At 72.4% G+C, this 19,430-nt stretch carries 17 protein-coding genes; 5 read left to right on the forward strand and 12 right to left on the reverse strand.

The features are described 5' to 3' along the window. Window positions 1–99 precede the first annotated feature (99 nt). The gene (locus EDD40_RS26575; RefSeq protein WP_246037822.1) at window positions 100–1,338 is read left to right on the forward strand and encodes an ATP-binding protein; all 1,239 of its coding nucleotides are present in this window, start codon (window positions 100–102) and stop codon (window positions 1,336–1,338) included. Beyond that, entirely contained in the window at window positions 1,335–1,985 is a 651-nt protein-coding gene (locus EDD40_RS26580) for a response regulator (RefSeq protein ID WP_053721568.1), read from the forward strand. Before EDD40_RS26575 ends, EDD40_RS26580 begins: the two co-directional genes overlap by 4 nt. Window positions 1,986–2,003: 18 nt before the next feature. Here the strand turns inward: EDD40_RS26580 and EDD40_RS42735 are convergent, their stop codons facing one another. From EDD40_RS42735 to EDD40_RS26595, 3 genes are all read right to left on the reverse strand, one after another. Further along, the gene (locus EDD40_RS42735; RefSeq protein ID WP_281277812.1) at window positions 2,004–3,503 is read right to left on the reverse strand and encodes a serine/threonine-protein kinase; all 1,500 of its coding nucleotides are present in this window, start codon (window positions 3,501–3,503) and stop codon (window positions 2,004–2,006) included. Window positions 3,504–3,540: 37 nt separating this feature from the next. Further along, window positions 3,541–3,951, reverse strand: a complete 411-nt coding sequence (locus EDD40_RS26590; RefSeq protein WP_053721570.1) for an SsgA family sporulation/cell division regulator — start codon at window positions 3,949–3,951, stop codon at window positions 3,541–3,543. A gap of 195 nt (window positions 3,952–4,146) precedes the next feature. After that, on the reverse strand, window positions 4,147–5,091 hold the full coding sequence (locus EDD40_RS26595) for a DMT family transporter (protein WP_246037823.1): 945 nt from the start codon (window positions 5,089–5,091) through the stop codon (window positions 4,147–4,149). 75 nt (window positions 5,092–5,166) lie between these two features. Here EDD40_RS26595 and EDD40_RS26600 point away from each other — a divergent pair, with 75 nt between their 5' ends. Further along, on the forward strand, window positions 5,167–6,060 hold the full coding sequence (locus EDD40_RS26600; protein ID WP_123745342.1) for a LysR family transcriptional regulator: 894 nt from the start codon (window positions 5,167–5,169) through the stop codon (window positions 6,058–6,060). Between the two features lie 10 nt (window positions 6,061–6,070). Here the strand turns inward: EDD40_RS26600 and EDD40_RS26605 are convergent, their stop codons facing one another. The 6 genes from EDD40_RS26605 to EDD40_RS26635 all read right to left on the reverse strand — a co-directional run bounded on the left by EDD40_RS26605 (window position 6,071) and on the right by EDD40_RS26635 (window position 13,012). Next, the gene (locus tag EDD40_RS26605) at window positions 6,071–7,690 is read right to left on the reverse strand and encodes a serine/threonine-protein kinase (RefSeq protein WP_123745343.1); all 1,620 of its coding nucleotides are present in this window, start codon (window positions 7,688–7,690) and stop codon (window positions 6,071–6,073) included. Window positions 7,691–7,798: 108 nt separating this feature from the next. Continuing rightward, window positions 7,799–9,148 (reverse strand): serine/threonine-protein kinase, encoded by a 1,350-nt coding sequence (locus EDD40_RS26610; protein ID WP_123745344.1) that lies wholly within the window; start codon window positions 9,146–9,148, stop codon window positions 7,799–7,801. 376 nt (window positions 9,149–9,524) lie between these two features. Further along, window positions 9,525–10,430, reverse strand: a complete 906-nt coding sequence (locus tag EDD40_RS26615) for a hypothetical protein (protein WP_123745345.1) — start codon at window positions 10,428–10,430, stop codon at window positions 9,525–9,527. A gap of 159 nt (window positions 10,431–10,589) precedes the next feature. Beyond that, window positions 10,590–11,375, reverse strand: a complete 786-nt coding sequence (locus EDD40_RS26620; RefSeq protein ID WP_148088920.1) for a hypothetical protein — start codon at window positions 11,373–11,375, stop codon at window positions 10,590–10,592. A 160-nt stretch (window positions 11,376–11,535) separates the two neighbouring features. Then, a complete protein-coding gene (locus EDD40_RS26625; protein ID WP_170185203.1) occupies window positions 11,536–12,495 on the reverse strand; it encodes a hypothetical protein in 960 nt (319 codons plus the stop codon). Window positions 12,496–12,697: 202 nt separating this feature from the next. Next, complete coding sequence (locus EDD40_RS26635; RefSeq protein ID WP_123745348.1) at window positions 12,698–13,012, reverse strand: hypothetical protein; 315 nt, start codon at window positions 13,010–13,012, stop codon at window positions 12,698–12,700. Window positions 13,013–13,076: 64 nt separating this feature from the next. Here EDD40_RS26635 and EDD40_RS26640 point away from each other — a divergent pair, with 64 nt between their 5' ends. Beyond that, on the forward strand, window positions 13,077–14,234 hold the full coding sequence (locus EDD40_RS26640) for an arginase family protein (RefSeq protein ID WP_123745349.1): 1,158 nt from the start codon (window positions 13,077–13,079) through the stop codon (window positions 14,232–14,234). On the opposite strand, the gene EDD40_RS26645 is transcribed toward EDD40_RS26640, so the two are convergent. Beyond that, on the reverse strand, window positions 14,203–14,463 hold the full coding sequence (locus EDD40_RS26645) for a chorismate mutase (protein ID WP_123745350.1): 261 nt from the start codon (window positions 14,461–14,463) through the stop codon (window positions 14,203–14,205). The two genes, EDD40_RS26640 and EDD40_RS26645, sit on opposite strands and share 32 nt — an antisense overlap. A gap of 216 nt (window positions 14,464–14,679) precedes the next feature. Here EDD40_RS26645 and pcrA point away from each other — a divergent pair, with 216 nt between their 5' ends. After that, entirely contained in the window at window positions 14,680–17,037 is a 2,358-nt protein-coding gene (gene pcrA, locus EDD40_RS26650) for a DNA helicase PcrA (protein ID WP_123745351.1), read from the forward strand. 371 nt (window positions 17,038–17,408) lie between these two features. Here the strand turns inward: pcrA and EDD40_RS26655 are convergent, their stop codons facing one another. After that, window positions 17,409–18,167 carry a M23 family metallopeptidase gene (locus EDD40_RS26655; protein WP_236594531.1) on the reverse strand — a complete coding sequence of 253 codons (759 nt, stop codon included), beginning with the start codon at window positions 18,165–18,167 and terminating at the stop codon, window positions 17,409–17,411. A gap of 272 nt (window positions 18,168–18,439) precedes the next feature. After that, window positions 18,440–19,384 (reverse strand): alpha/beta fold hydrolase, encoded by a 945-nt coding sequence (locus tag EDD40_RS26660; RefSeq protein ID WP_170185205.1) that lies wholly within the window; start codon window positions 19,382–19,384, stop codon window positions 18,440–18,442. Between the last annotated feature and the right edge of the window lie 46 nt (window positions 19,385–19,430).

Genomic DNA, 19,430 nt, shown 5'->3' on the forward strand with positions numbered 1-19,430 from the left:
TGCTGAACCGGCGCGCCCCGCACATCGGGGACCCACCCTGAACCGCGCATCGGGTGGAACCCTGATGACCGGCCCGGACCCGCGTGTGACCATCAACGGGTGAGTGTGGAGACGAAGGCCGTCGAGCCGGTGCGCCGCAGGCGTGGCGGCCGGGTGGTCGCGGGCGTGGCGGGCGGTGTGGCCGACCACCTCGGCATCGAGGTGTTCTGGGTGCGGGCGGCGTTCGCCGCGCTGACCGCGCTCAACGGCGTCGGCGTGATCGCGTACGGCCTGCTGTGGCTGTTCGTGCCGCAACGCGCGGCCGGCGAGCCGGAGGCGCCCTCGAACCCGAGGGAACGCCAGCAGGCGCTCGGCCTGGTCGCCATCGGCATCGCCGCGGCCGTGCTCGCCGGGTTGTTCTCCGGCCCGGTCAGCGGCTGGATCGCCGGGCCGCTCGCGGTGGCCCTGGTCGGCGCGGCCGTGGTGTGGCGCGAGGCGGACGAGGCGCAGCGCCGCCGTTGGCGGGACGGCGCGAAGTCCGGCATCTTCGGCGGCACGGGCCGCAGCACGATCGTGCGCGTCCTCGCCGGCGTGGCGCTCGTCGCCATCGGCATCGGCGTGCTCCTCGTCAACAGCTACGGCGTCGACCAGCTCCGCTTCGCGCTGCTCGCCGTGGTCGCGACCCTCGGCGGGGTGGCGGTGCTCACCGTGCCGCTGTGGATCAAGCTGATCAACGACCTCGGCGAGGAGCGCCGGGTCCGCATCCGCACCGAGGAACGCGCCGAGATCGCCGCCCACCTGCATGACTCCGTGCTCCAGACGCTCGCCCTGATCCAGAAGCAGGCCGAGCAGCCGCGCGAGGTCAAGCGCCTGGCGCGCGGCCAGGAGCGGCAGCTGCGGGAGTGGCTCTACGGGCGGGTCGTGGAGGAGAACAACCAGCCGACCACCGTGTCCGCCACGATCGCCAAGGCGGCCGGGGAGGTCGAGGACAGCTTCGCGCTGGCCGTGCAGCAGGTCGTGGTCGGCGACTGCGAGCTCGACCCGAACCTGTACGCGCTGGTGCAGGCCGCCCGCGAGGCCATGGTCAACGCGGCCAAGCACGCGGGCGTCGGCGAGATCAGCGTCTACGGCGAAGTCGAACCCGAACGGGTGACGGTGTTCGTCCGCGACCGGGGCAAGGGCTTCGACCCGAAGACCGTCCCGGACGACCGGCATGGCCTCGCGGACTCCATTGGGGGGAGGATGGACCGGCACGGCGGCGAAGTCCGGATCCGCACCCGGATGGGTGAGGGCACGGAGGTGCAGCTGATGATGCCGAGGAAAACCGCAGACAAGCGAGAGACGGGGGCCAGGACATGACCGTTCGGGTGTTCCTGGTGGACGACCACGCGTTGTTCCGCGCCGGGGTCCGGGCCGAGCTGGACTCGATCACCGACGAGATCGAGGTGGTCGGCGAGGCCGGTTCGGTCGGCGAGGCGGTCGCGGGCATCGGGCACCACCGCCCGGACGTGGTGCTGCTCGACGTGCACATGCCCGACGGCGGTGGCGCGGAGGTGCTGCGGCAGGTCCGCACGGCGCTGCCCGAGGTGGTGTTCCTGGCGCTGTCGGTGTCCGACGCGGCCGAGGACGTCATCGCGGTCATCCGCGCCGGTGCGCGCGGGTACGTGACGAAGACCATCTCCAGCCAGGAGCTGGTGCGCGCGGTCGTGCGCGTCTCGGAGGGCGACGCGGTGTTCAGCCCGCGGCTGGCCGGGTTCGTGCTGGACGCGTTCGCCGACCGGCCGGGCGCGGCGCCGATCAGCGACCCCGAGCTCGACCTGCTGACCCCGCGCGAACGGGACGTGCTGCGGCTGCTCGCGCGCGGGTACGCGTACAAGGAGATCGCGTCCGAGCTGTTCATCTCGGTCAAGACGGTCGAGACGCACGTGTCGAGCGTGCTGCGCAAGACGCAGCTGTCGAACCGGTACGAGCTGTCCCGCTGGGCCTCGGACCGCAGGCTGGTCTGACGGGTCGGGTCAGGCCCGCTACTCCAGCTGCTGGGACGAGAAGATCTGCAACCTGCCCTCGTCCGGCCACACACCCAGCTCGTACCGCCCGTGCGACGCGGTGCCCGCGTGCGAGAAGTTCACGCGCACCCGCACGGCGTACCTCGCCGAACTCACCTCGACGACCTCGATGCCGTCGACGCGCACGTCGTCGTACTGGCCCCAGAACGCCTGGTACTCCTCGAACGGCCGCTGGAACGGCGCGGCCAGGTTCGCGTAGGCCGCCGCCGGGTCCTCGGGCAGTGCCTCGTAGTGCCTGCGCACGAGTTCGGCCGCGTCGCTCGCCGTGAGGCCCAGGGGAGGGGTCGTGGTCGGGCTCGCGTCCTTGAACGTCCAGGGCTGGAGCGCCGCGACCGCGACCGCTCCCGCGCCGAGCAGCAGCACGATCGCCGCCACCACGGGCGCCAACCACTTCCGCTGCCTGCCCCGACCCGCTTCCGCCCCCGCCCCCGCCTCCGCCCCGACCGACGACGTGCCCGGTTCCACCTCGACCGGCTCCACGTCGCCCGGGTCCACGCCAGCCGGCTCCACCCCGACCGGCTCCACCCCGACCGACTCGGGGTCCACCCGCTCGGCACCGGGCCTCCTGACGGCGACCGTCCTCGCACCGGCCCGCTTCGCGCCTCCCGGCTCGAGCCCGGTCCGCCCGGGACCGACCAGCAACTCGACCGCCTCCACCGCCGTGGGCCGTTCGGCGGGGTCGGACGCGAGCAACCTCGTCAGCACACCCGTCAACGCCCCGGAACGCGTCGGCGGCTCGATCCGGCCCGCCGCGGCCCGGTACAGCAGCCCGAAGCTGTTGTCGCTCACCCCGTGCGGCGACTGGCCCTCCGTCGCCGCGTACAGCGTCGCGCCCAGCGAGAACAGGTCCGACGCCTGATCCGGCTGCTCACCGCGCGCCACCTCGGGCGCCAGGTACGCCGGGGTGCCGGTGATCATGCCGCTGTCGGTCAGGGTGCCGTCGCCGGCGGCTCGCGAGATGCCGAAATCGGTGAGCTTGACCGTGCCGTCGTGCCCGATGAGCACGTTCGACGGCTTCACGTCCCGGTGCACGATGCCCGCCGCGTGCGCCGCGGCCAGCGCGGCCGCCACCCGGCCGCCGATCCGGGCCGCCTCGTCCGGGCTCAGCCTGCCCCGCTCGGCCAGCAGCCCGGCCAGGCTGCGCGAGGGCAGGTACTCCATGACCAGCCACGGCCGGTCGTCCTCCACCACCACGTCGAACACGGAGATCGCGTCGGGGTGCTGCAGCCGGGCCGCGTTGCGCGCCTCGCGCATCGCCCTCGCCCTGGCCACCTCGACCTCGTCCGCCGTCAGGTCGGGCCACCGCAGCTGCTTGACCGCCACCTCGCGGTCCAGCAGCTCGTCCCGCGCCCGCCAGACGACGCCCATCGCGCCGCTGCCGATCCGCTCGACCAGCGCGTACCGGCCGCCGACCGTCCCCGCTCCGGTCCCCGTACCCGTCCCCCCGGACTCCGCCACGCCAGCAGGTTAGGCGATGGCGTGGCCCGCGGGGGTGTCAGTTGGTCGAGACCAGCTTGGCCAGTTCGCGGTCGAAGTCGATCCACAGGTCCTCTTCGCCGGGCTGGACCACGTCGTAGGTGAGGTCCAGGAACTCGGCGATGTCCTCGGCGTCGGCCGACAGGATGGCGAACCCGGTCGGCGCGTTGAGCTCCACCAGGACCCGCTCCGGGTCGTCGGCGGCCGGCCGGACCAGGATGTCGCCCTCGCCGGAGGAGGTCAGCAGGCCGTCCGCGAGCAGGTCCCGGGCGAAGATCCACTCGACCTTGCCCTGGCCGGTGTGGAACAGCACGGCTACCGCGTACGGGTCCTCGGGTTCGTAGTGGAGTTCGGCCTCCACCGGCGCCGGGGCCACGCCCGGGACGAGGAGGTGGAACGTCGTCGTGATGGTGATGCTGTCGTTGCTCATGTCCTGTGGGTTCCCTTCCGGAGTCGTCCCTCTCATGTGAGGAGACGTCCGAGAGGGCGAATCAGGACGCGTATCGCCTGAACACCACGCGATCGGGGGAGACCTGTGTCTCAAGTCCACCCGTTTGCCCAGGACGGGTGTCTCAGTTGGCCCCGCGGCCCGCCATACCGACGGGTAACACTGCGTTATCGCAGGTCACTTGAGCGTAGCGACGGTGGTCCGCGCGAGCTCGGCGGGCTCGTCCGGCACCGGCGCGATCGCCGTCGCGGGCTGCTTGCGGGTCAGCGCGACGCCGACGAGGACCACGACCATGCCCAGCACGACGCGGACGTTGAGCGCTTCGCCGAGGAACAGCGCGCCCAGCAGCACCGACACCACGGGCAGCAGGTAGCCGACCATCGTGGCGTTGGTCGCGCCCTCGTCCTCGATGACGCGGTAGTTCAGCACGAACGCCACGCCCGTCCCGAACACGCCCAGGATCGCCACGGCGACCAGCGGCTGCCAGGACAGGTGCACCGGCTGCAACCCGGCCACCGGCACCACCAGGGCCGTCATGCCCGCCGCGGCCACCAGTTGGCTCGAGGAGATCTGCATCGGCGTCAGGCCGCGGCCGGACACCTTGTGGCCGACGTAGGCGTAGCTGACCGCGTAAGACGCCGCCGCGGCCAGGCACGCGAGCGCGCCCCAGCTCGCCAGACCGGCCTTCTGCCACGGGGCGAAGATGACGAGCACGCCCGCGAAGCCGAGCGCCAGGCCCGCGAACCGGGCCGGGTTGCGCTGCCGTTCCGTGCCCAGGACCAGCCCGATGCCCAGCGCGAACAGCGGCGTGGTGGCGTTGAGCACACCGGCCACGCCCGAGTCCACCGTCGTCTCGCCCAGCGCGAACAGGGCGAACGGCACCGCGCTGCCGAAGAGCGCGGCGAAGCCGAGGTGCAGCCACGACGCCCGGTCGCGCGGCAGCCGCTGCTTGCTGCCGTAGACGAGCGCGACCAGCACCAGTGCGCCGAGCGCCGTGCGGGTGAGGGTGATTTGGATCGGCGAGAGGCCGGTGAGCGCGATCTTGATCCACAGGAAGCTGGAACCCCAGAGCAGGGCCAGGACACCCATCCTGATCAGCGTGCCAGGCTTGTTCACGAGCACACTGTGCGCTTCGCGAAGTATCAGCACAAGTGAATAGAACTGCATGATGCTTAAGCACAGCTGTAAGGTTGTGCCATGTTGGACGTGCGACGCATGCAGGTGCTCCGGGCCGTGGTCACCACCGGCTCCATCACCGCCGCGGCGGTCAACCTCGGGTACACGCCCTCGGCCGTCAGCCAGCAGGTCTCGGCGCTGGAGAAGCAGGCCGGCCTGCCCCTGCTGGACCGGGTCGGGCGCGGCGTGCGGCCGACGTTGGCCGGTCGACTGCTCACCGAGCACGCCGCGCACATCACCGACCGGCTGGTCGAGGCGGAGGCGGCGCTCGCGGACCTGCGCGCGGGCCGCACCGGGCGGCTGCGGGTGCGCTACTTCGCCACGGCGGGCGCGGCGCTCGTGCCGCCCGCCGTCGCCCTGTTCCGGGCCAAGCACGCGGACGTCCAGCTCGATCTCAAGCTGACCGAGCCGGACGACCCGATGGTGGAGGTCGAGGCCGGTCGTGCCGACGTGGCCATCGTGGTGCACCAACCGGACGCCGAGCCGCCGCGCGGCGTGCAGCTCGTGCACCTGCTCGACGACCCGTACGTGGCCGTGCTGCGACGCGGCCACGAGCTGACCCGCAAGCGCGTGCTCGATCTCGCCGACCTCGCCGGGGAGCAGTGGGTGGACGCCGTGTCGCCACCCGGACCGTGCCGGGACATCGTGCTCAACGCCTGCGCGGGCGCCGGGTTCGCGCCCAACACCGTGGTGGAGGCCGACGACTACCCGACCGCGCAGGGGTTCGTCGCGGCCGGGCTCGGGGTGACCATCGTGCCGAAGCTCAGCCTCGGCGTCGTGCACCCCGGCGTGGTGGTCCGCAAGCTGCGCCACCCGGAGCCGACCAGGTCCATCTGCGCGGCGATCCGCGAGGACGGCGTCGGCTCACCGGCCGTGACCACCCTGCTGGAGGCGCTGAAGTCGTCGTCCCGCTGACCTGCCCGGCCTACGGCTGGCCGAGCTTCTGCTCACCGTCGATGTAGATGCCCTGGTTCTCCCACTTCAGGATGATCAGCTTGCGCTCGGTCATCACCGAGTTGTCCTTCATGTGGTAGGCGATGTCGACCTCGTAGGCGAACGACGAGTTCTCCCGCACGTTCTCCAGCTCGACCGACTTCACCTGGCCCCACAGGCCCTGGTAGCCGCTCGGGCCGCCGGCCGTGGACTGCATCTTGGCGGTCAACCGGCTGTAGCCCTCGTCCACGTACTCCGGCAGCAGGGCGAAGTAGTCGCGCAGCGCCTGCTCCTGCTGCTGGGGCGACGGCATCGCGGTGATCTTGGCGGTCGGGGTGGTCGGCTTCTTCGACGGCGTCACCGACGCCTCGCCGCCCGCTTCCTGCGCCGCGGTCGTCGTGGTCGCGCCGGCCTGGTTGTCGCCCGGCTCGTCCTTGTCGGACAGCACGCTCGCCAGCAGGATGCCCACGACCGCCGCGCCCGCGATGGCGAGCGCGGTGAACACGGTGGACCGCTTGCTCTTCATCGGACCGCCACCCGGTCTCGACGCGCCGGCCGGGCGGGCGGCCGGCCGGACCGCCGGGGCGTGGCCCTGCTGCCGCTGCGCCGCGGGCTGCGGGGTCGGCGCGGGCGCCACCCTGGTCGCGGAGTGCGGCGGGTTGTTCGGCGCGGCGGGCGGGTTGTGCTGGCCCGCCGGGGTCAGCGCGCGGGTCGGCTGGGCCTGCACGGGCGAGCCCTGCCACGACGGCGGGTGGCTCTGCGGCATCGCCACCGGGAACTCCGGCGCGGCCCGGCCCGCCGCCACCGCGGCCAGCGCCTCGCGGGCCTCGGCCATGGTGGGCCGGTCCTCCGGCTCGGCGCGCAGCAGGCGCATCAGCAGCGCGGTCAGCGGGCCCGCCTGCTTCGGGGGCACCACCTTGCCCGACGCGACCTGGTGCAGCAGGGCGATGGTGTTCTCGTTCAGGCCGAACGGCGGGGCGCCCTCGATGGCCGCGTACAGCGTCGAGCCGAGCGAGAACACGTCCGAGGGCGGGCCGGGGTCGTAACCCTTGGCCACCTCGGGCGCGAGGTAGGCGGGCGTGCCCGCGAGCATCCCGGTCGCGGTGACCGTGACGTCGCCGGTGGCCCGGGAGATGCCGAAGTCGGTGATCTTCACCGTGCCGTCGTTGCCGAGCAGGATGTTGCCCGGCTTGATGTCGCGGTGCACGATGCCCGCGTTGTGCGCGGCGGCGAGCGCCGAGGCGACCTGCGAGCCGATCGACGCCACGTCGCGGGGCGGCAGCGTGCCGCGCTCCGACAACGCCGTCGACAGGCTCTTGGACGGCAGGTACTCCATCACCAGCCACGGCTGGCCGTCGTCCTCCGCCACGTCGTACACCGCGATCGCGTGCGGGTGCTGCAGGCGTGCCGCGATCCGGCCCTCGCGCATGGCGCGGCGCTTCGCCTCGTCCGTGTCGGACTCGGCCAAGCCGGGCTGCAGCAGCAGCTGCTTGACCGCGACGGTGCGGTGCAACCGCTCGTCGTGCGCTTCCCAGACGATGCCCATAGCACCGCTGCCGATCCGCCGGCCAAGTCGGTAGCGGCCGGCAACCAGGCGGCCATCGTCGCTCACGGCGTGCTCCCAGTAGCTGCTAGGGCTTCATTCAGTGGCGAACGACAAGACGCCACTAGGACAAGAACGTTGCGTCACCCGATCGGGCTCGGCACCACCTTACGAGGTTCACGGTCCGCCCTGTCCCGCAGTGGGGGGTGTAGAGCCCGCGATGGTGGTTGTCGTCGTAGTGGTGGTGGTCGTGGTGGTCGTAGTGGTCGTGGTCGGCGGCGGCGTGGTCGTCGTAGTGGTGGTGGTCGTGGTCGGCTCGGTCGTCGTGGTCGGCTCGACCGTGACCGTCTCCGTCTCCACGGTGGTCGTGGGCGGCGGCGCGGTGGTCGTGGTCGGCTTGGCCGTGGACGAGCTCGTCTCGCTCGCCGGCGGCGTGACCGGTTCCTTGCCGCCGAACCAGTCCAGCGCCACCGCCAGGAAGCCGAGCAGCAGCACGGCACCGAGCACCACGGCGGCGATCACCAGCGGCCGGTTGTCGCTCGACCGCGACGGCGGCGGCGCGACGACCGGCGTGGCGCCGCTCGTCGACCGCGGCCCGGGTCGCACCACGCGGGTGCGGTCGGCGTCCATGAGGGCCGTGGCGCCCGCCGGCACCGGCGCGAACCCCGGCGAGCTGGCCGGCAGGAGGCCGGTCAGGCTGGGGTTGCGGCCGTGCGCGACGGCGCTGAGCATGTCGCGGGCCTGCGCCATGGTCGGCCGGTCGGCGGGGTCGTAGTTGAGCAGCCGCAGCAGCACGTCGGTCAACGGGTGGTCGACCGACGGCGGGTTGATCCGCCCCGCCGCGACGGCGTGCAGCACGCCGAGGGTGTTCTCCGACAGCCCGAACGGCGGCTCGCCCTCGGCCGCCGCGTACAGCGTCGAGCCGAGCGAGAAGACGTCCGAGGCGGGGCCCGGGTCCTGGCCGCGCGCGATCTCCGGCGCCAGGTAGGCGGGCGTGCCCGCGATCAGGCCGGTCTTGGTGACCGTGACGTCGTCGCTGGCCCGGGAGATGCCGAAGTCGGTGATCTTGACCAGGCCGTTGTCGGCGAGCAGCACGTTGCCGGGCTTGACGTCCCGGTGCACGATCCCGGCGGCGTGCGCGGCGGCCAGCGCGGACGCGGCCTGCATGCCGATCTGCGCCACCTCGATCGGGTCCAGCGGCCCGTGCTCGGCCATCGTGTCGGCCAGGCTGTAGGACGGCAGGTACTCCATGACCAGGCACGGAGCGCCGTTCTCCTCCACCACGTCGTAGACGGCGATGGCGTTGGGGTGGTGCAGCTTGGCGGCGATGCGGCCCTCGCGCATGGCGCGCTGGATCGCCTCGTCCTGCTCGCGCTCGTCGAGGCTCGGCGCCAGCAGCAGCTGCTTGATCGCCACGATGCGGCCGAGGCGCTCGTCCTGGGCTCGCCACACGACGCCCATCGCGCCGCTGCCGATCCGGTCCAGGAAGCGGTAGCGGTCGGCGATGACGCGACCGTCGTTGCTCACCGGACCACCTCGCTGGGGCGCTGCGTGACCGCGGCAAGGGCAGCAGGTCTCACGCTCGGGCTCCTCGTCGTGCGGATCGGTGCGCGGAACAGGCTAGGCCACCGCTCGCCCGCAGAGCCTACCCCGGCCGTGACTACGCCTTTCGAGCCGTTGCGCAGGTCACGTGAGCCGAGAGGTGACCGGGAAGGGATACCTGATACCGGGCCGTAAGGACACCCGTTCGCACGAAGATCGCCAGTTTTGCGGCCGAACGGGCTAACTGCCCGACACGCCACCCGTTCGGGCGCACCGCTCGCGCACCTCGACCCCACCGCGCACCTCGAACCCGCCACTCGGCGTGTCCGGGCGGCGGGGTCGGGGAAGGGCGGTGCGGAGGTCAGCTGGCCGGGGCGAAGAAGTCGAACCCGCCGATCGGGTTCAGGATCCCGCCCAGGTCGAGTTCGAGGCCGAGGTCGATGCCCGAGCCGTCGTCGGACGGCGGGGTGCTCGGGGTGCTCGGGGTGGACGAGGACGGCGGCGGCGTGGAGGACGACGGCGGCTGGGAGCTGCTGCTCGGCGCCGGGGGAGTCGTCGTGCTCGGCGGCGGGGGCGTCGTCGTCTGCTGGGTGCTGCTGCTCGGCGCCGGCGTGGTGGTGCTCGTGCTCGGCGGGGCCTGCTGCGTCTCCTGCTGCCGCGTCGTGGTCGTCGGCTGCTGCGTGACGGGCCGCGGCGCGCGCTGGGTCGTCGTCTCGGCCGCCTGCTCGGGCGTCGTCGTGGTGGTCTCGGCCTGCGTCTGCTGCTGCGCCTGCTGCTGGGCGGCCGCCGCGCCGAGGTCCTTGGTGAGCGTGTTGGTGGCGCGTGCCGCCGGGCGGGCGTCGAAGCGCACCTCCGCCAGCGGGCGCTCGTCCGGGGACGACATCAGGTTGGTCGCGGTGAACGCGACGGTGCCGGCGAGCACCACGCCGCCGCTCGCCATCGCGACGAGCTTCGGCACGGAGAACCCGCCGCCGCCCCGCTCCTCCTCGCCGGCGCGGCCTTCGCGGCGCAGCAGCTCGGTGATGTGCAGCTCGCGGCCCGAGAGGTTCGGGAGGTTCTTCGCGGCGGCCGCGGCGGAGAGGGCGGCCACCGAGAAGCGCACGGTCTCCTCGTCGTCGCCGGTCCGCGCGGTCGCCCGGGTGTCGGCTCCGGTGTCGGTGATCCGCGGGATCGGCTGCGTCTCCGCCTCGCGCCTGGCGAGCAGGTCGGCGACCGACAGCTTGGCCGTCGAGCCATCCTGTCGACGGCGTTTGTCGTCGTTCGACACCGCTGGACACCTTTCCCGGGGGAGAGCATTGCGCTACTGACCGGGACCATGGATACCGAATCGTGACCGTCTACGTAACCCCTTTGAGTGAAGTTTCCTACGCTTTCGCAGGTCAGTTGAACGCTGAGTGAACAGTTAGGGCTGAATCATCACGCTGCGTCACCCGCGCTGGGCCGATAGGACCTCGGTCGCGACAATGCGTGGGACGCTCGTGTCGGTCAGCCGGAACAGCTGCTCGACCCGCATCCACCGGCCGGTGCGCTCCTGCATCGACACGACCGCGAGCACCGCGCCGTCCGGCCGCAGCGAGGTCGACTCGATCGTGATCGCCTGCACGTGGTCCCAGGACTCGACGAAGTCGCGCCGGCTGCCGCCGAGCAGCTCCGGCGACAGCAGCCGGGCCGCCTGCGTGGGGTTGGCGGGCAGCAGCTCGAAGAACTTCCGCACGATGTCGACCTGCGGCTCGGGGCCGACGTCGACCTGCGTCGGCGGGACCATCATCGGCGGCTCCGCCGGCGTGTAGACGGCCGTCGGGGCGACCAGGCGCGCCTGCGCGGGCACCCCGTCCGGCCGTCCGGCGCCCAGCCCCGCCGACAGCAGGTCCGGGCGCAGCGCGGCCGACCCGCTGATCGCCGCGGGCGGCTCGACCCGGGGCCCGTCGGGACCGGCGGGGCGGTTGCCCGCGAGGACCGCGGTGGCGGCGATCGAGGCCAGCAGCACGACCGCACCGGTGGTCACGCCGGCGAGCTTCGCCGTGCGGGTGGGACGTCTCCCTGGGAGAGCCGTGTCGTTCTCCTCGCGCAACAGGTCGGCGACCAGGCCGTGGGTGGCGGCCTGCTCGCGGGTCCGGATCCGCACCGGCGCGGGCTGCTTCCTGATCAGCTCCGCCACCGTGACCGAACCCGTGCGGTTGTGCCTGCGACCGCTCGTCGTAGGGCGCTGCACTGGCGACTCCCTCGGTCGTGTAGTCGCCAAGACTCGTACCGTGGGGGACCTGCGAGAAGCCAGCTCAGCGTGGGAGTTCACTCGTTCGTGGCGGCCAGTGGTCGACGCCGGTACCTCGAACGGAGGAAGGATCACGGAGCGACGCCCACCCCGGGTGGGCTCAGGCGCCGCCGGCGGGCCGTTCTCCGTCGATCAGCGGTGTGCCGGTGGTGGTGAACACCAGCTCCCGCTTCTCCGTGGTCCTGGACCCGTCCTCGTGGGTCACGCCCAACGTGCTCACCGTGACGCCCCGCGTCGGGTCGACGCTGATCTCCAGCACCTCGATCAGCGACACGTCCGCGAACTCGCGCTCCAGGTCCAGCACGTCGCCCGCGATCCGGAACGCCTCCGAGACCAGCGTCAGCGCGCCGTCGGAGTTCGTCGCCACCTCTTCGTAGAACAGCTCGGTGCTCATCGCGAGCGTGTCGGCGTCCACGACCGGCGCGGACTCGGAGGGCACCGCGGTGACGACCGCGGAGGTCTCCGGCACCGGGTCGACGACCGGGCCGGCGACCGGGTCGTCGGGGGCGCTGCCGGCCGCCGCGGCCCGGTCGCCGGCGGCGGGGGACAGCTCGTCCACCACGGCCGCGGCGGGCACGTGGCGCGCCGTGGAGGAGGTGGGCGGTGGCGGTGGCGGCGGGAAGCCGGTGAGCAGCGGCACGCCGGTCGGGTAGCCGGGCAGCGCGATGCGCTCGGCCGGGCCGTTCGTGCCGACCAGGTTGGACGCCACGACGGCCAGCCCCACCAGCACGCCCGCCGAGGACAGCACGGTGAACCAGGCGGCCCGCTTCCACGTCCGGGGCGGCGTCACCGAGGCCGGCACCAGGCCGATGTTGAACTTGCGCAGCCCCATCGCGTCGGTGTCGACGAACGGGTCCGGCGGTGGCCGCTCGGGTGGAGGGGCCGGTGGTCGCGGCGCTCGCGGCGGTGGCGGCGCCGGTCGTGGTGGTGGCGCGGGCGCGGGTCGCGCCACCGCGCGGTCGAGCGGGGTGTGGTCCAGCTCCCCGCCCATGGGCAGCCAGATCGCCGCCCCGTCCTCCAGCCGATGCCGACCCGACCGTTCCGGTTCCCCGATGTCCATGCTGTGCAGACCCCTCCGCCCCCCGACCTGACGGCCCTCGCGGTTCACCTGTGGCTCGGACTCACCAGCGGGTCCGAGTGGCGCGGGGAATGGGGGTGGGACGCCGAGGACCCCGCCGCTACCTCAGGGTAGGTGCAGGGTGCACGGAGAGCTGCGCTGATCAGCCTTGTGGGTGCCGGCGACACACTTAAGAGTGAATCTTTCAGCTGCCGCTGTTCAGCTTCTTCCTGGTGCCCTGGAGCGCGTTGGTGGCGGCCAGGCCGGCGCCGCCCGCGATCAGCGCGCCGATGATGTCGCCGGAGGTGGACGCGCCCGACGTGATCAGCAGACCGACGAGCGCGATGATCGTCGTCACCCCGGCGACGGTCCACCGGCTGCGCACGTACTGGGCGATGGGCGCGCCGGCGGCGCGCTTGGACTTGGCGGCGGAACCGAGCATCGCGAGGTAACCGTCGTGCGCCAGCGCGGCGAGCACACCGATGATCGCGATGAGGCCCGTGATGAGACCGATGACCATGGCACCAGTGTGCCCGTCGCCAAACCCGCTGGACCATCCGTGATCGCCCTGATATCTCCCAGGGGTGGAGGTCTTCTGGCACGACGCCTGCCTGGCGCACGACACCGGCGCCGGGCTGTGGGAGCTGCCCGGCCGGTGGGAGTGGCTCGACGAGCCCGAACCGCACCCGGAGAACGCGGCCCGGCTGCGCACGTTCCGGCACGCGCTGGCGCACGGGCCGGTCGCGCCGCACCTGTCCTGGTCGACCGGCCGGTTCGCCGACGACGAGGAGCTGGCCCGCGTCCACGCGCCGTCCTACCTGGCCCGGCTGCGGACCGCGTGCGAGCGGCGCACGGTGGTGGAGGCGAACACCGTCGTGGGCCCCGGCTCGTGGGACGCGGTGCGGGCCGCCGCCGGCACCGCGCTGGCGGCCTACGAGGCGGTCGCGGCCGGCCGGACGCGCCTGGCCTACGCCCTGGTCCGCCCGCCCGGCCACCACGCCCAGCCGACCGCGGCGGACGGGTACTGCCTGGTCAACAACGCCGCGCTGGTCGCCGAGACGGCCCGCCGCGCGGGTCGCCGGGTCGCCGTCCTGGACTGGGACGTGCACCACGGCAACGGCACGCAGGAGGTGTTCCGCGACACCGACGACGTGCTCACGGTGTCCGTGCACATGCGGCACGGCCCGTGGGGCGCCAACCACGCGCAGACCGGCGCGCCGGCCGAGTCGGGCGCGTCGAACATCAACGTCGAGCTGTCCCTGGGCGCGGGCGACGGCGCGTACCGGCGGGCGCTGGCGGAGATCGCGTTCCCGGCGCTGGCCGAGTTCGGCGCGGACTTCCTGGTCTGCGCGTCCGGGTTCGACGGCTCCGCGTTCGACCCGAACGGCAGGCACAACCTGACCGCCGCCGGCTACCGGGACATCGGCCGGGCGGTGTCGGGGCTCGGCCTGCCGACCGTGCTCACGCAGGAGGGCGGCTACCTGCGCGGCTACTCGGCGCTGTGCCTGCACGCGCTGGTGGAGGGCCTGCTCGGCCTGGACCTGCTGGACGACCCGCTCGCCTACGTGCCGGACGACACCCAGCTGGTGGACGTGGACCTGGCCAGGGCCAGGTCCACCCTCACCGCCTGGGGATTCGCCGCCGAGCCGCGGACGGAGCCTCGGTGGCGACCTCGCCCGCCGCCCGCGGAGCAGCGGCGATCGAACGGCCCTACCGGCCGAGGTGGCCGCGGCCCAGCCTGAGCAGGATCATCGCCAGGTCCCGGCCCTCCGGGCCGAGGTCCTTGTAGCGGTTGATCACGTCGATCTCCCGGTTGTGCACGATCCGGGTGCCGCCGGCGGCCATCCGCGCCGCGCCGATCACCTTGGAGACCTCTACCCGCCGCTTGACCAGCCTCAGCAGCTCGGCGTCCAGGTGGTCGATCTCCTGGCGCAGCGCGTCGATGTCCGGTGCGGCTTCGGTGCTGTTCATCGTGACGACCTCTCGACTCTGGTTGGAGTCCCAGCCCTGGCAGCAGCGAAGCCCCGGGGTCCGAGGACTCCGGGGCTTCGTGGTGGCTTGTCGGCGCTAGCGGTCCACGGGAGCCGGAGTCCGGTTCCCGTAAAAAAACTCGAAGTGGGCCATGCGCACCCGCTCATCATGCCACAGCCGCGGACTGTCGGGGGTACCCGGTAACGTGGACAGGCGATGAGCGCCTTGTTCGACTTGCCTGCAAGTCCCCCCTCCTCCCGGTCCGCGCATTCCCCTTCTGGGTCTTTCCCTTCTGGGCGGCTGCTCGAAGACCTCAACCCGTCCCAGCGACGGGCCGTCGAGCACGCGGGCGCCCCGTTGCTGGTCGTCGCGGGTGCGGGCTCCGGCAAGACGCGCGTGCTCACCCGCCGCATCGCCTACCTGCTCGCCGAGCGCCAGGTCCACCCCGGCGAGGTCATGGCGATCACCTTCACCAACAAGGCCGCCGCCGAGATGAAGGAACGCGTGGCCGACCTGGTCGGCGCGCGGGCCCGCTCGATGTGGGTGTCCACGTTCCACTCGATGTGCGTGCGGGTCATGCGCCGCGAGGCGAAGACCCTCGGCCTGTCGTCCAGCTTCTCCATCTACGACTCCGACGACACCCGCCGGCTGATCACGCTGGTGGCGCGGGACCTCGACCTGGACCCCAAGCGCTACCCGGCGCGCACGCTGGCGATCCACATCTCGAACCTGAAGAACGAGCTGGTCGACGCCGCCACCGCCAAGGAGCGCGCGGGCAACGACCTGGAGCGCCGCGTCGCCGAGGTCTACGAGAGCTACCAGCGCCGGCTCGGCGACTCGAACTCGCTCGACTTCGACGACCTGATCATGCGGACCGTCGAGCTGCTGCAGAACCACCCGGACGTGGCCGAGCACTACCACCGCCGGTTCCGGCACGTGCTGGTCGACGAGTACCAGGACACCAACCACGCGCAGTACACGCTGGTCCGCGAGCTGATCGGCACCGGCGAGGACGGCGTGCCGCCGGGCGAGCTGTGCGTGGTGGGCGACGCCGACCAGTCGATCTACGCCTTCCGCGGCGCGACGATCCGCAACATCGTGGAGTTCGAGCGGGACTACCCGCAGGCCACCACGATCCTGCTGGAGCAGAACTACCGGTCCACCCAGACGATCCTGAGCGCGGCGAACGCGGTCATCTCGCGCAACCCGAACCGCCGGGACAAGCGGCTGTGGAGCGACCTGGGCGACGGCGAGAAGATCGTCGGCTACGTCGCGGACAACGAGCACGACGAGGCGGCGTTCGTCGCCCGCGAGATCGACCACCTGGTGGACGGCGGCGAGGCGAACAACGGCGAGATCGCCGTGTTCTACCGCACCAACAACCAGTCGCGCGTGTTCGAGGAGATCTTCATCCGCCTCGGCCTGCCCTACAAGGTGGTCGGTGGCGTCCGGTTCTACGAGCGGCGCGAGGTGCGCGACGCGCTGGCGTACCTGAGGGCGTTGTCCAACCCCGACGACACGGTGTCGTTGCGGCGCATCCTGAACGTGCCGAAGCGCGGCATCGGCGAGCGCGCGGAGGCGTGCGTGTCGATGTACGCCGAGCGCGAGCGGATCGGCTTCGCGGCGGCGTTGCGCGACGCCGTGACGGGCAAGGTGCCGCTGCTCAACCCGCGCTCGCGCAACGCGATCGCCGGTTTCGTCGAGATGATGGACGAGCTCGGCGTGCTGGTCGAGCGCGGCGACGACGTGGCCGACGTCCTGGAAGCGGTGCTGGAGAAGACCGCGTACCGGGCCGAGCTGGAGGCCAGCGAGGACCCGCAGGACCACACCCGGGTGGAGAACCTGAACGAGCTGGTCACGGTGGCCCGCGAGTTCGGGGACTTGAACACCCCCGCGCCGGACGAGGTGGCGGCCTCCGACCTCGGGGACCTGCCCTCCGAGGGCTCGCTCGCGGCGTTCCTGGAGCGGGTGTCGCTGGTCGCGGACGCCGACTCGGTGCCGGACGCGGAGTCCGACGGCGTGGTCACGCTGATGACCCTGCACACCGCCAAGGGCCTGGAGTACCCGGTGGTGTTCTGCACCGGCTGGGAGGACGGCGTCTTCCCGCACCTGCGCGCCCTCGGCGACCCGACGGAGCTGGCCGAGGAACGGCGCCTGGCGTACGTCGGCATCACGCGCGCCCAGAAGCGGCTGTACCTGTCGCGGGCGCTGGTGCGCTCGGCGTGGGGCCAGCCCTCGGCGAACCCGGCGTCGCGGTTCCTGGACGAGATCCCGGCCGACCTGCTCGACTGGCGGCGCGCGGAGCCCAAGCGCTCCGCGCCGTCCGCGCCGACCTCGTGGGGCGGCGGCCGCGGTTCAGGTCCGTCGCGCCCGGCGCCGACGAACGCGGGCTGGAAGGACACGCCCGCGCTGAAGCTGGACGTGGGCGACCGGGTGAGCCACGACAAGTACGGCCTCGGCCGCGTGGTGGCCGTGGACGGCTCCGGGCCCCGCGCGACCGCCACGATCGACTTCGGCGGCGCGGGAACGGTGCGGCTGATGCTCATCGGCGGCGTGCCCCTCGTGAAGCTCTGAGGCGCGCTCAGCCGTAGTTCGCCGCCCTACGTGGGTAGAGGTGTGCCGGCCGGCCCCGAGAGGGTCGACCGGTGTTCACCTGAACGTGGCCTGATTTCCGTGCAACCCGCATCCCGCACGTGCGTCTATAGGGGTGTCACAAGCGGGACGGCCGGGTCATCGGGGTGAACCGGCCAGGGGGCGCTTGGCGGCACAGGGGGTTGCCTACGGGGGTAGGTGGCAAGGCGGGAGCCGCGTCGGGGCGGTGACCGCACGAGGGATCACCTTCGGGGGGCGGTTCCACGCAGGAGAGGGGCCGGGCTGCCGAGCAGCCCGGCCCCTCTTCGGTATCTGCGCTGTGAGGTATCTGCGCTGTGACGAGCCCGGTCGGCTCAGACGCTGATGCCCTGGGCGTTCAGCCAGCCCAGCGGGTTGATCTTCTTGCCGTCCGCGTTCCAGACCTCGAAGTGCAGGTGCGGACCGGTGGAGAAGCCGCGGTTGCCCATGCGCGCGATCTGCTCGCCCGCCAGGACCCGCTGGCCCGCGCGCACCGAGTAGGTGTCCACGTGGCCGTAGACGGTCACCGAGCCGTCGGCGTGCTCGACCTTGACCCACAGGCCAAAACCGCTTGCCGGACCGGCCTCGATCACGACACCATCGGCGGCGGCCAGGATCGGCGTGCCGATCGGGCCCGCGATGTCGATGCCGTAGTGCATCTCGCCCCAGCGACCTCCGTACCCGGAGGTGAACTCGCCGGCGGCGGGACGGGCGAACTTGGGTCGCCGAGCCTCGGCCTCTTCGGCCTCGCGGGTCTCGGTGATGTGCTGGCTCTTGACGAGCTTCTGCGCCTCGGCCGCCGGGTCGACCGTCTTGGCGACGGGCAGGACCTGCGGGGAGGCGGGGCCGGTGCCACCGACGCCGAACGCGGCGGCGCCATCGGCCGCGGCGTTCGCGAGCGGTGTGACCTCGTCGGCGGAGGCCGGCGAGTCGGAGCCGAGCGCGTGGAGCGTCTGCCCTGCGCCGGCGGCGGCGAAGGCGCCGACGGCCACGGCGGCGACCACGATCCGTCCGCGCAGCGCCGAGGGCGGAGGCGGGAGCCGGTGCGTGCTCACCGTGCGGGTCGAAGCGCGGTCCACCGCTTCGTCGAGCACAGCAGAACTCGTATGGCCGCCGGGGGAGCGGTGTTGAGACAAAACCTGGCCTTCCGTCTTCGGGGAGTCCGGTCGGACTACCGGGCGGGGGATCCCGGTTGAGCCGGTCGGGGTACCGGCTCGTCGTCCTGCTTGTGACCAGACCGTGACAACGGACCGGGGGAAGATAACGGCGCGGAGCCCTTAAGGGCAATCCCCGAAGCCGAGGTTGGCCGTTTAGGGGTCAGTGGGACATCCGTGCGTATGACCGGTGACTCAGGGTTATGAACAGGCTACGAATACCCGGCGCGTGCAGGCACGATGGGGTGAACCCCACTGTCATACGAATGCGTGAGGGCGGTCACAACGAGCTGAAGGGTGCGGGTATCAACCGATAGCGAAAGGTGACCTGAATCACGTATCCGGTGCTCCTCCACGACCAACGCCGGATGCTCCAACCGGGCGTTCCGCTGCGGGACGATCACCTGGTCCATCTCGCTCCACACCACCACGAACCGGGTGCGGCAGGGCGGGCACGGTTCGGCCAATTCGGACAACAGGTCGGAACCCGGCCGCAATTGCCTGGTCAGCGCCGTGGGCAGCAGGTAGGCGGCCAACGTGCCGCGGTGCGGGGTGCCCAGGGTGACCAGCGTGCCCACGCGCGCGTCCCCGCCCAGGCGCTGCACGTAATAACGGGCGATCAGGCCGCCGAGCGAGTGGCCGACCACGTGCACCCGGTCGGATCCGGTCTCCTCGCAGATCCGCTCCACGTGCTCGCCCAGCATCGCCGCCGACCGCCGGACGTCCCCCGTCAACGCGGTCAGCACGCTGTAGTTCACCGCGTGCACCGCACCGAAGCCGCGCCTCCGCAGCGCCCCCGACAGCACTGCGAAGGCGGACCGGTTGTCCCCGATGCCGTGCACCAACACGATCGGGGTGCCCGCCACCTCCGGGGCCGAAACCAGCAGGCCGCGCCGGCGGGGCGACAGGCGGTCGGTGCGGTAGTGCCCGTCGGGCTTGGCCCGTTCCTCCAGGACGCCCCACGGGTAGAGGACGGTGCGCGCGGCCAGCCAGGCGGCCTCCACGGCGACACCTCGCACCCCACCGGGGGTGGCGGCGGCCCGGAGCACGTCGCCGGCGAGACCGAGGGCCTCGCCCGCCACGCCCAGCCCGGCGTCCACGCTCGCGCCGACCCGGCCCGACCAGGTCTCGACGAGCCGCCGCACCGCGTCACTCATAGGGCTGAAAGTAGGTGATGCCCGCACTCACGGGCAGTACCCGACA

Source organism: Saccharothrix texasensis (assembly GCF_003752005.1).
Classification (GTDB): domain Bacteria; phylum Actinomycetota; class Actinomycetes; order Mycobacteriales; family Pseudonocardiaceae; genus Actinosynnema; species Actinosynnema texasense.

What these genes read in the sequence shown, in the direction of transcription:
- EDD40_RS26580 (WP_053721568.1), top strand. Translation starts at nt 1,335, where the DNA reads ATGACCGTTCGGGTGTTCCTGGTGGACGACCACGCGTTGTTCCGCGCC.
- EDD40_RS26590 (WP_053721570.1), bottom strand. Translation starts at nt 3,951, where the DNA reads ATGAGCAACGACAGCATCACCATCACGACGACGTTCCACCTCCTCGTC.
- EDD40_RS26600 (WP_123745342.1), top strand. Translation starts at nt 5,167, where the DNA reads ATGTTGGACGTGCGACGCATGCAGGTGCTCCGGGCCGTGGTCACCACC.
- EDD40_RS26625 (WP_170185203.1), bottom strand. Translation starts at nt 12,495, where the DNA reads ATGGACATCGGGGAACCGGAACGGTCGGGTCGGCATCGGCTGGAGGAC.
- EDD40_RS26635 (WP_123745348.1), bottom strand. Translation starts at nt 13,012, where the DNA reads ATGGTCATCGGTCTCATCACGGGCCTCATCGCGATCATCGGTGTGCTC.
- EDD40_RS26645 (WP_123745350.1), bottom strand. Translation starts at nt 14,463, where the DNA reads ATGAACAGCACCGAAGCCGCACCGGACATCGACGCGCTGCGCCAGGAG.
- pcrA (WP_123745351.1), top strand. Translation starts at nt 14,680, where the DNA reads ATGAGCGCCTTGTTCGACTTGCCTGCAAGTCCCCCCTCCTCCCGGTCC.
- EDD40_RS26660 (WP_170185205.1), bottom strand. Translation starts at nt 19,384, where the DNA reads ATGAGTGACGCGGTGCGGCGGCTCGTCGAGACCTGGTCGGGCCGGGTC.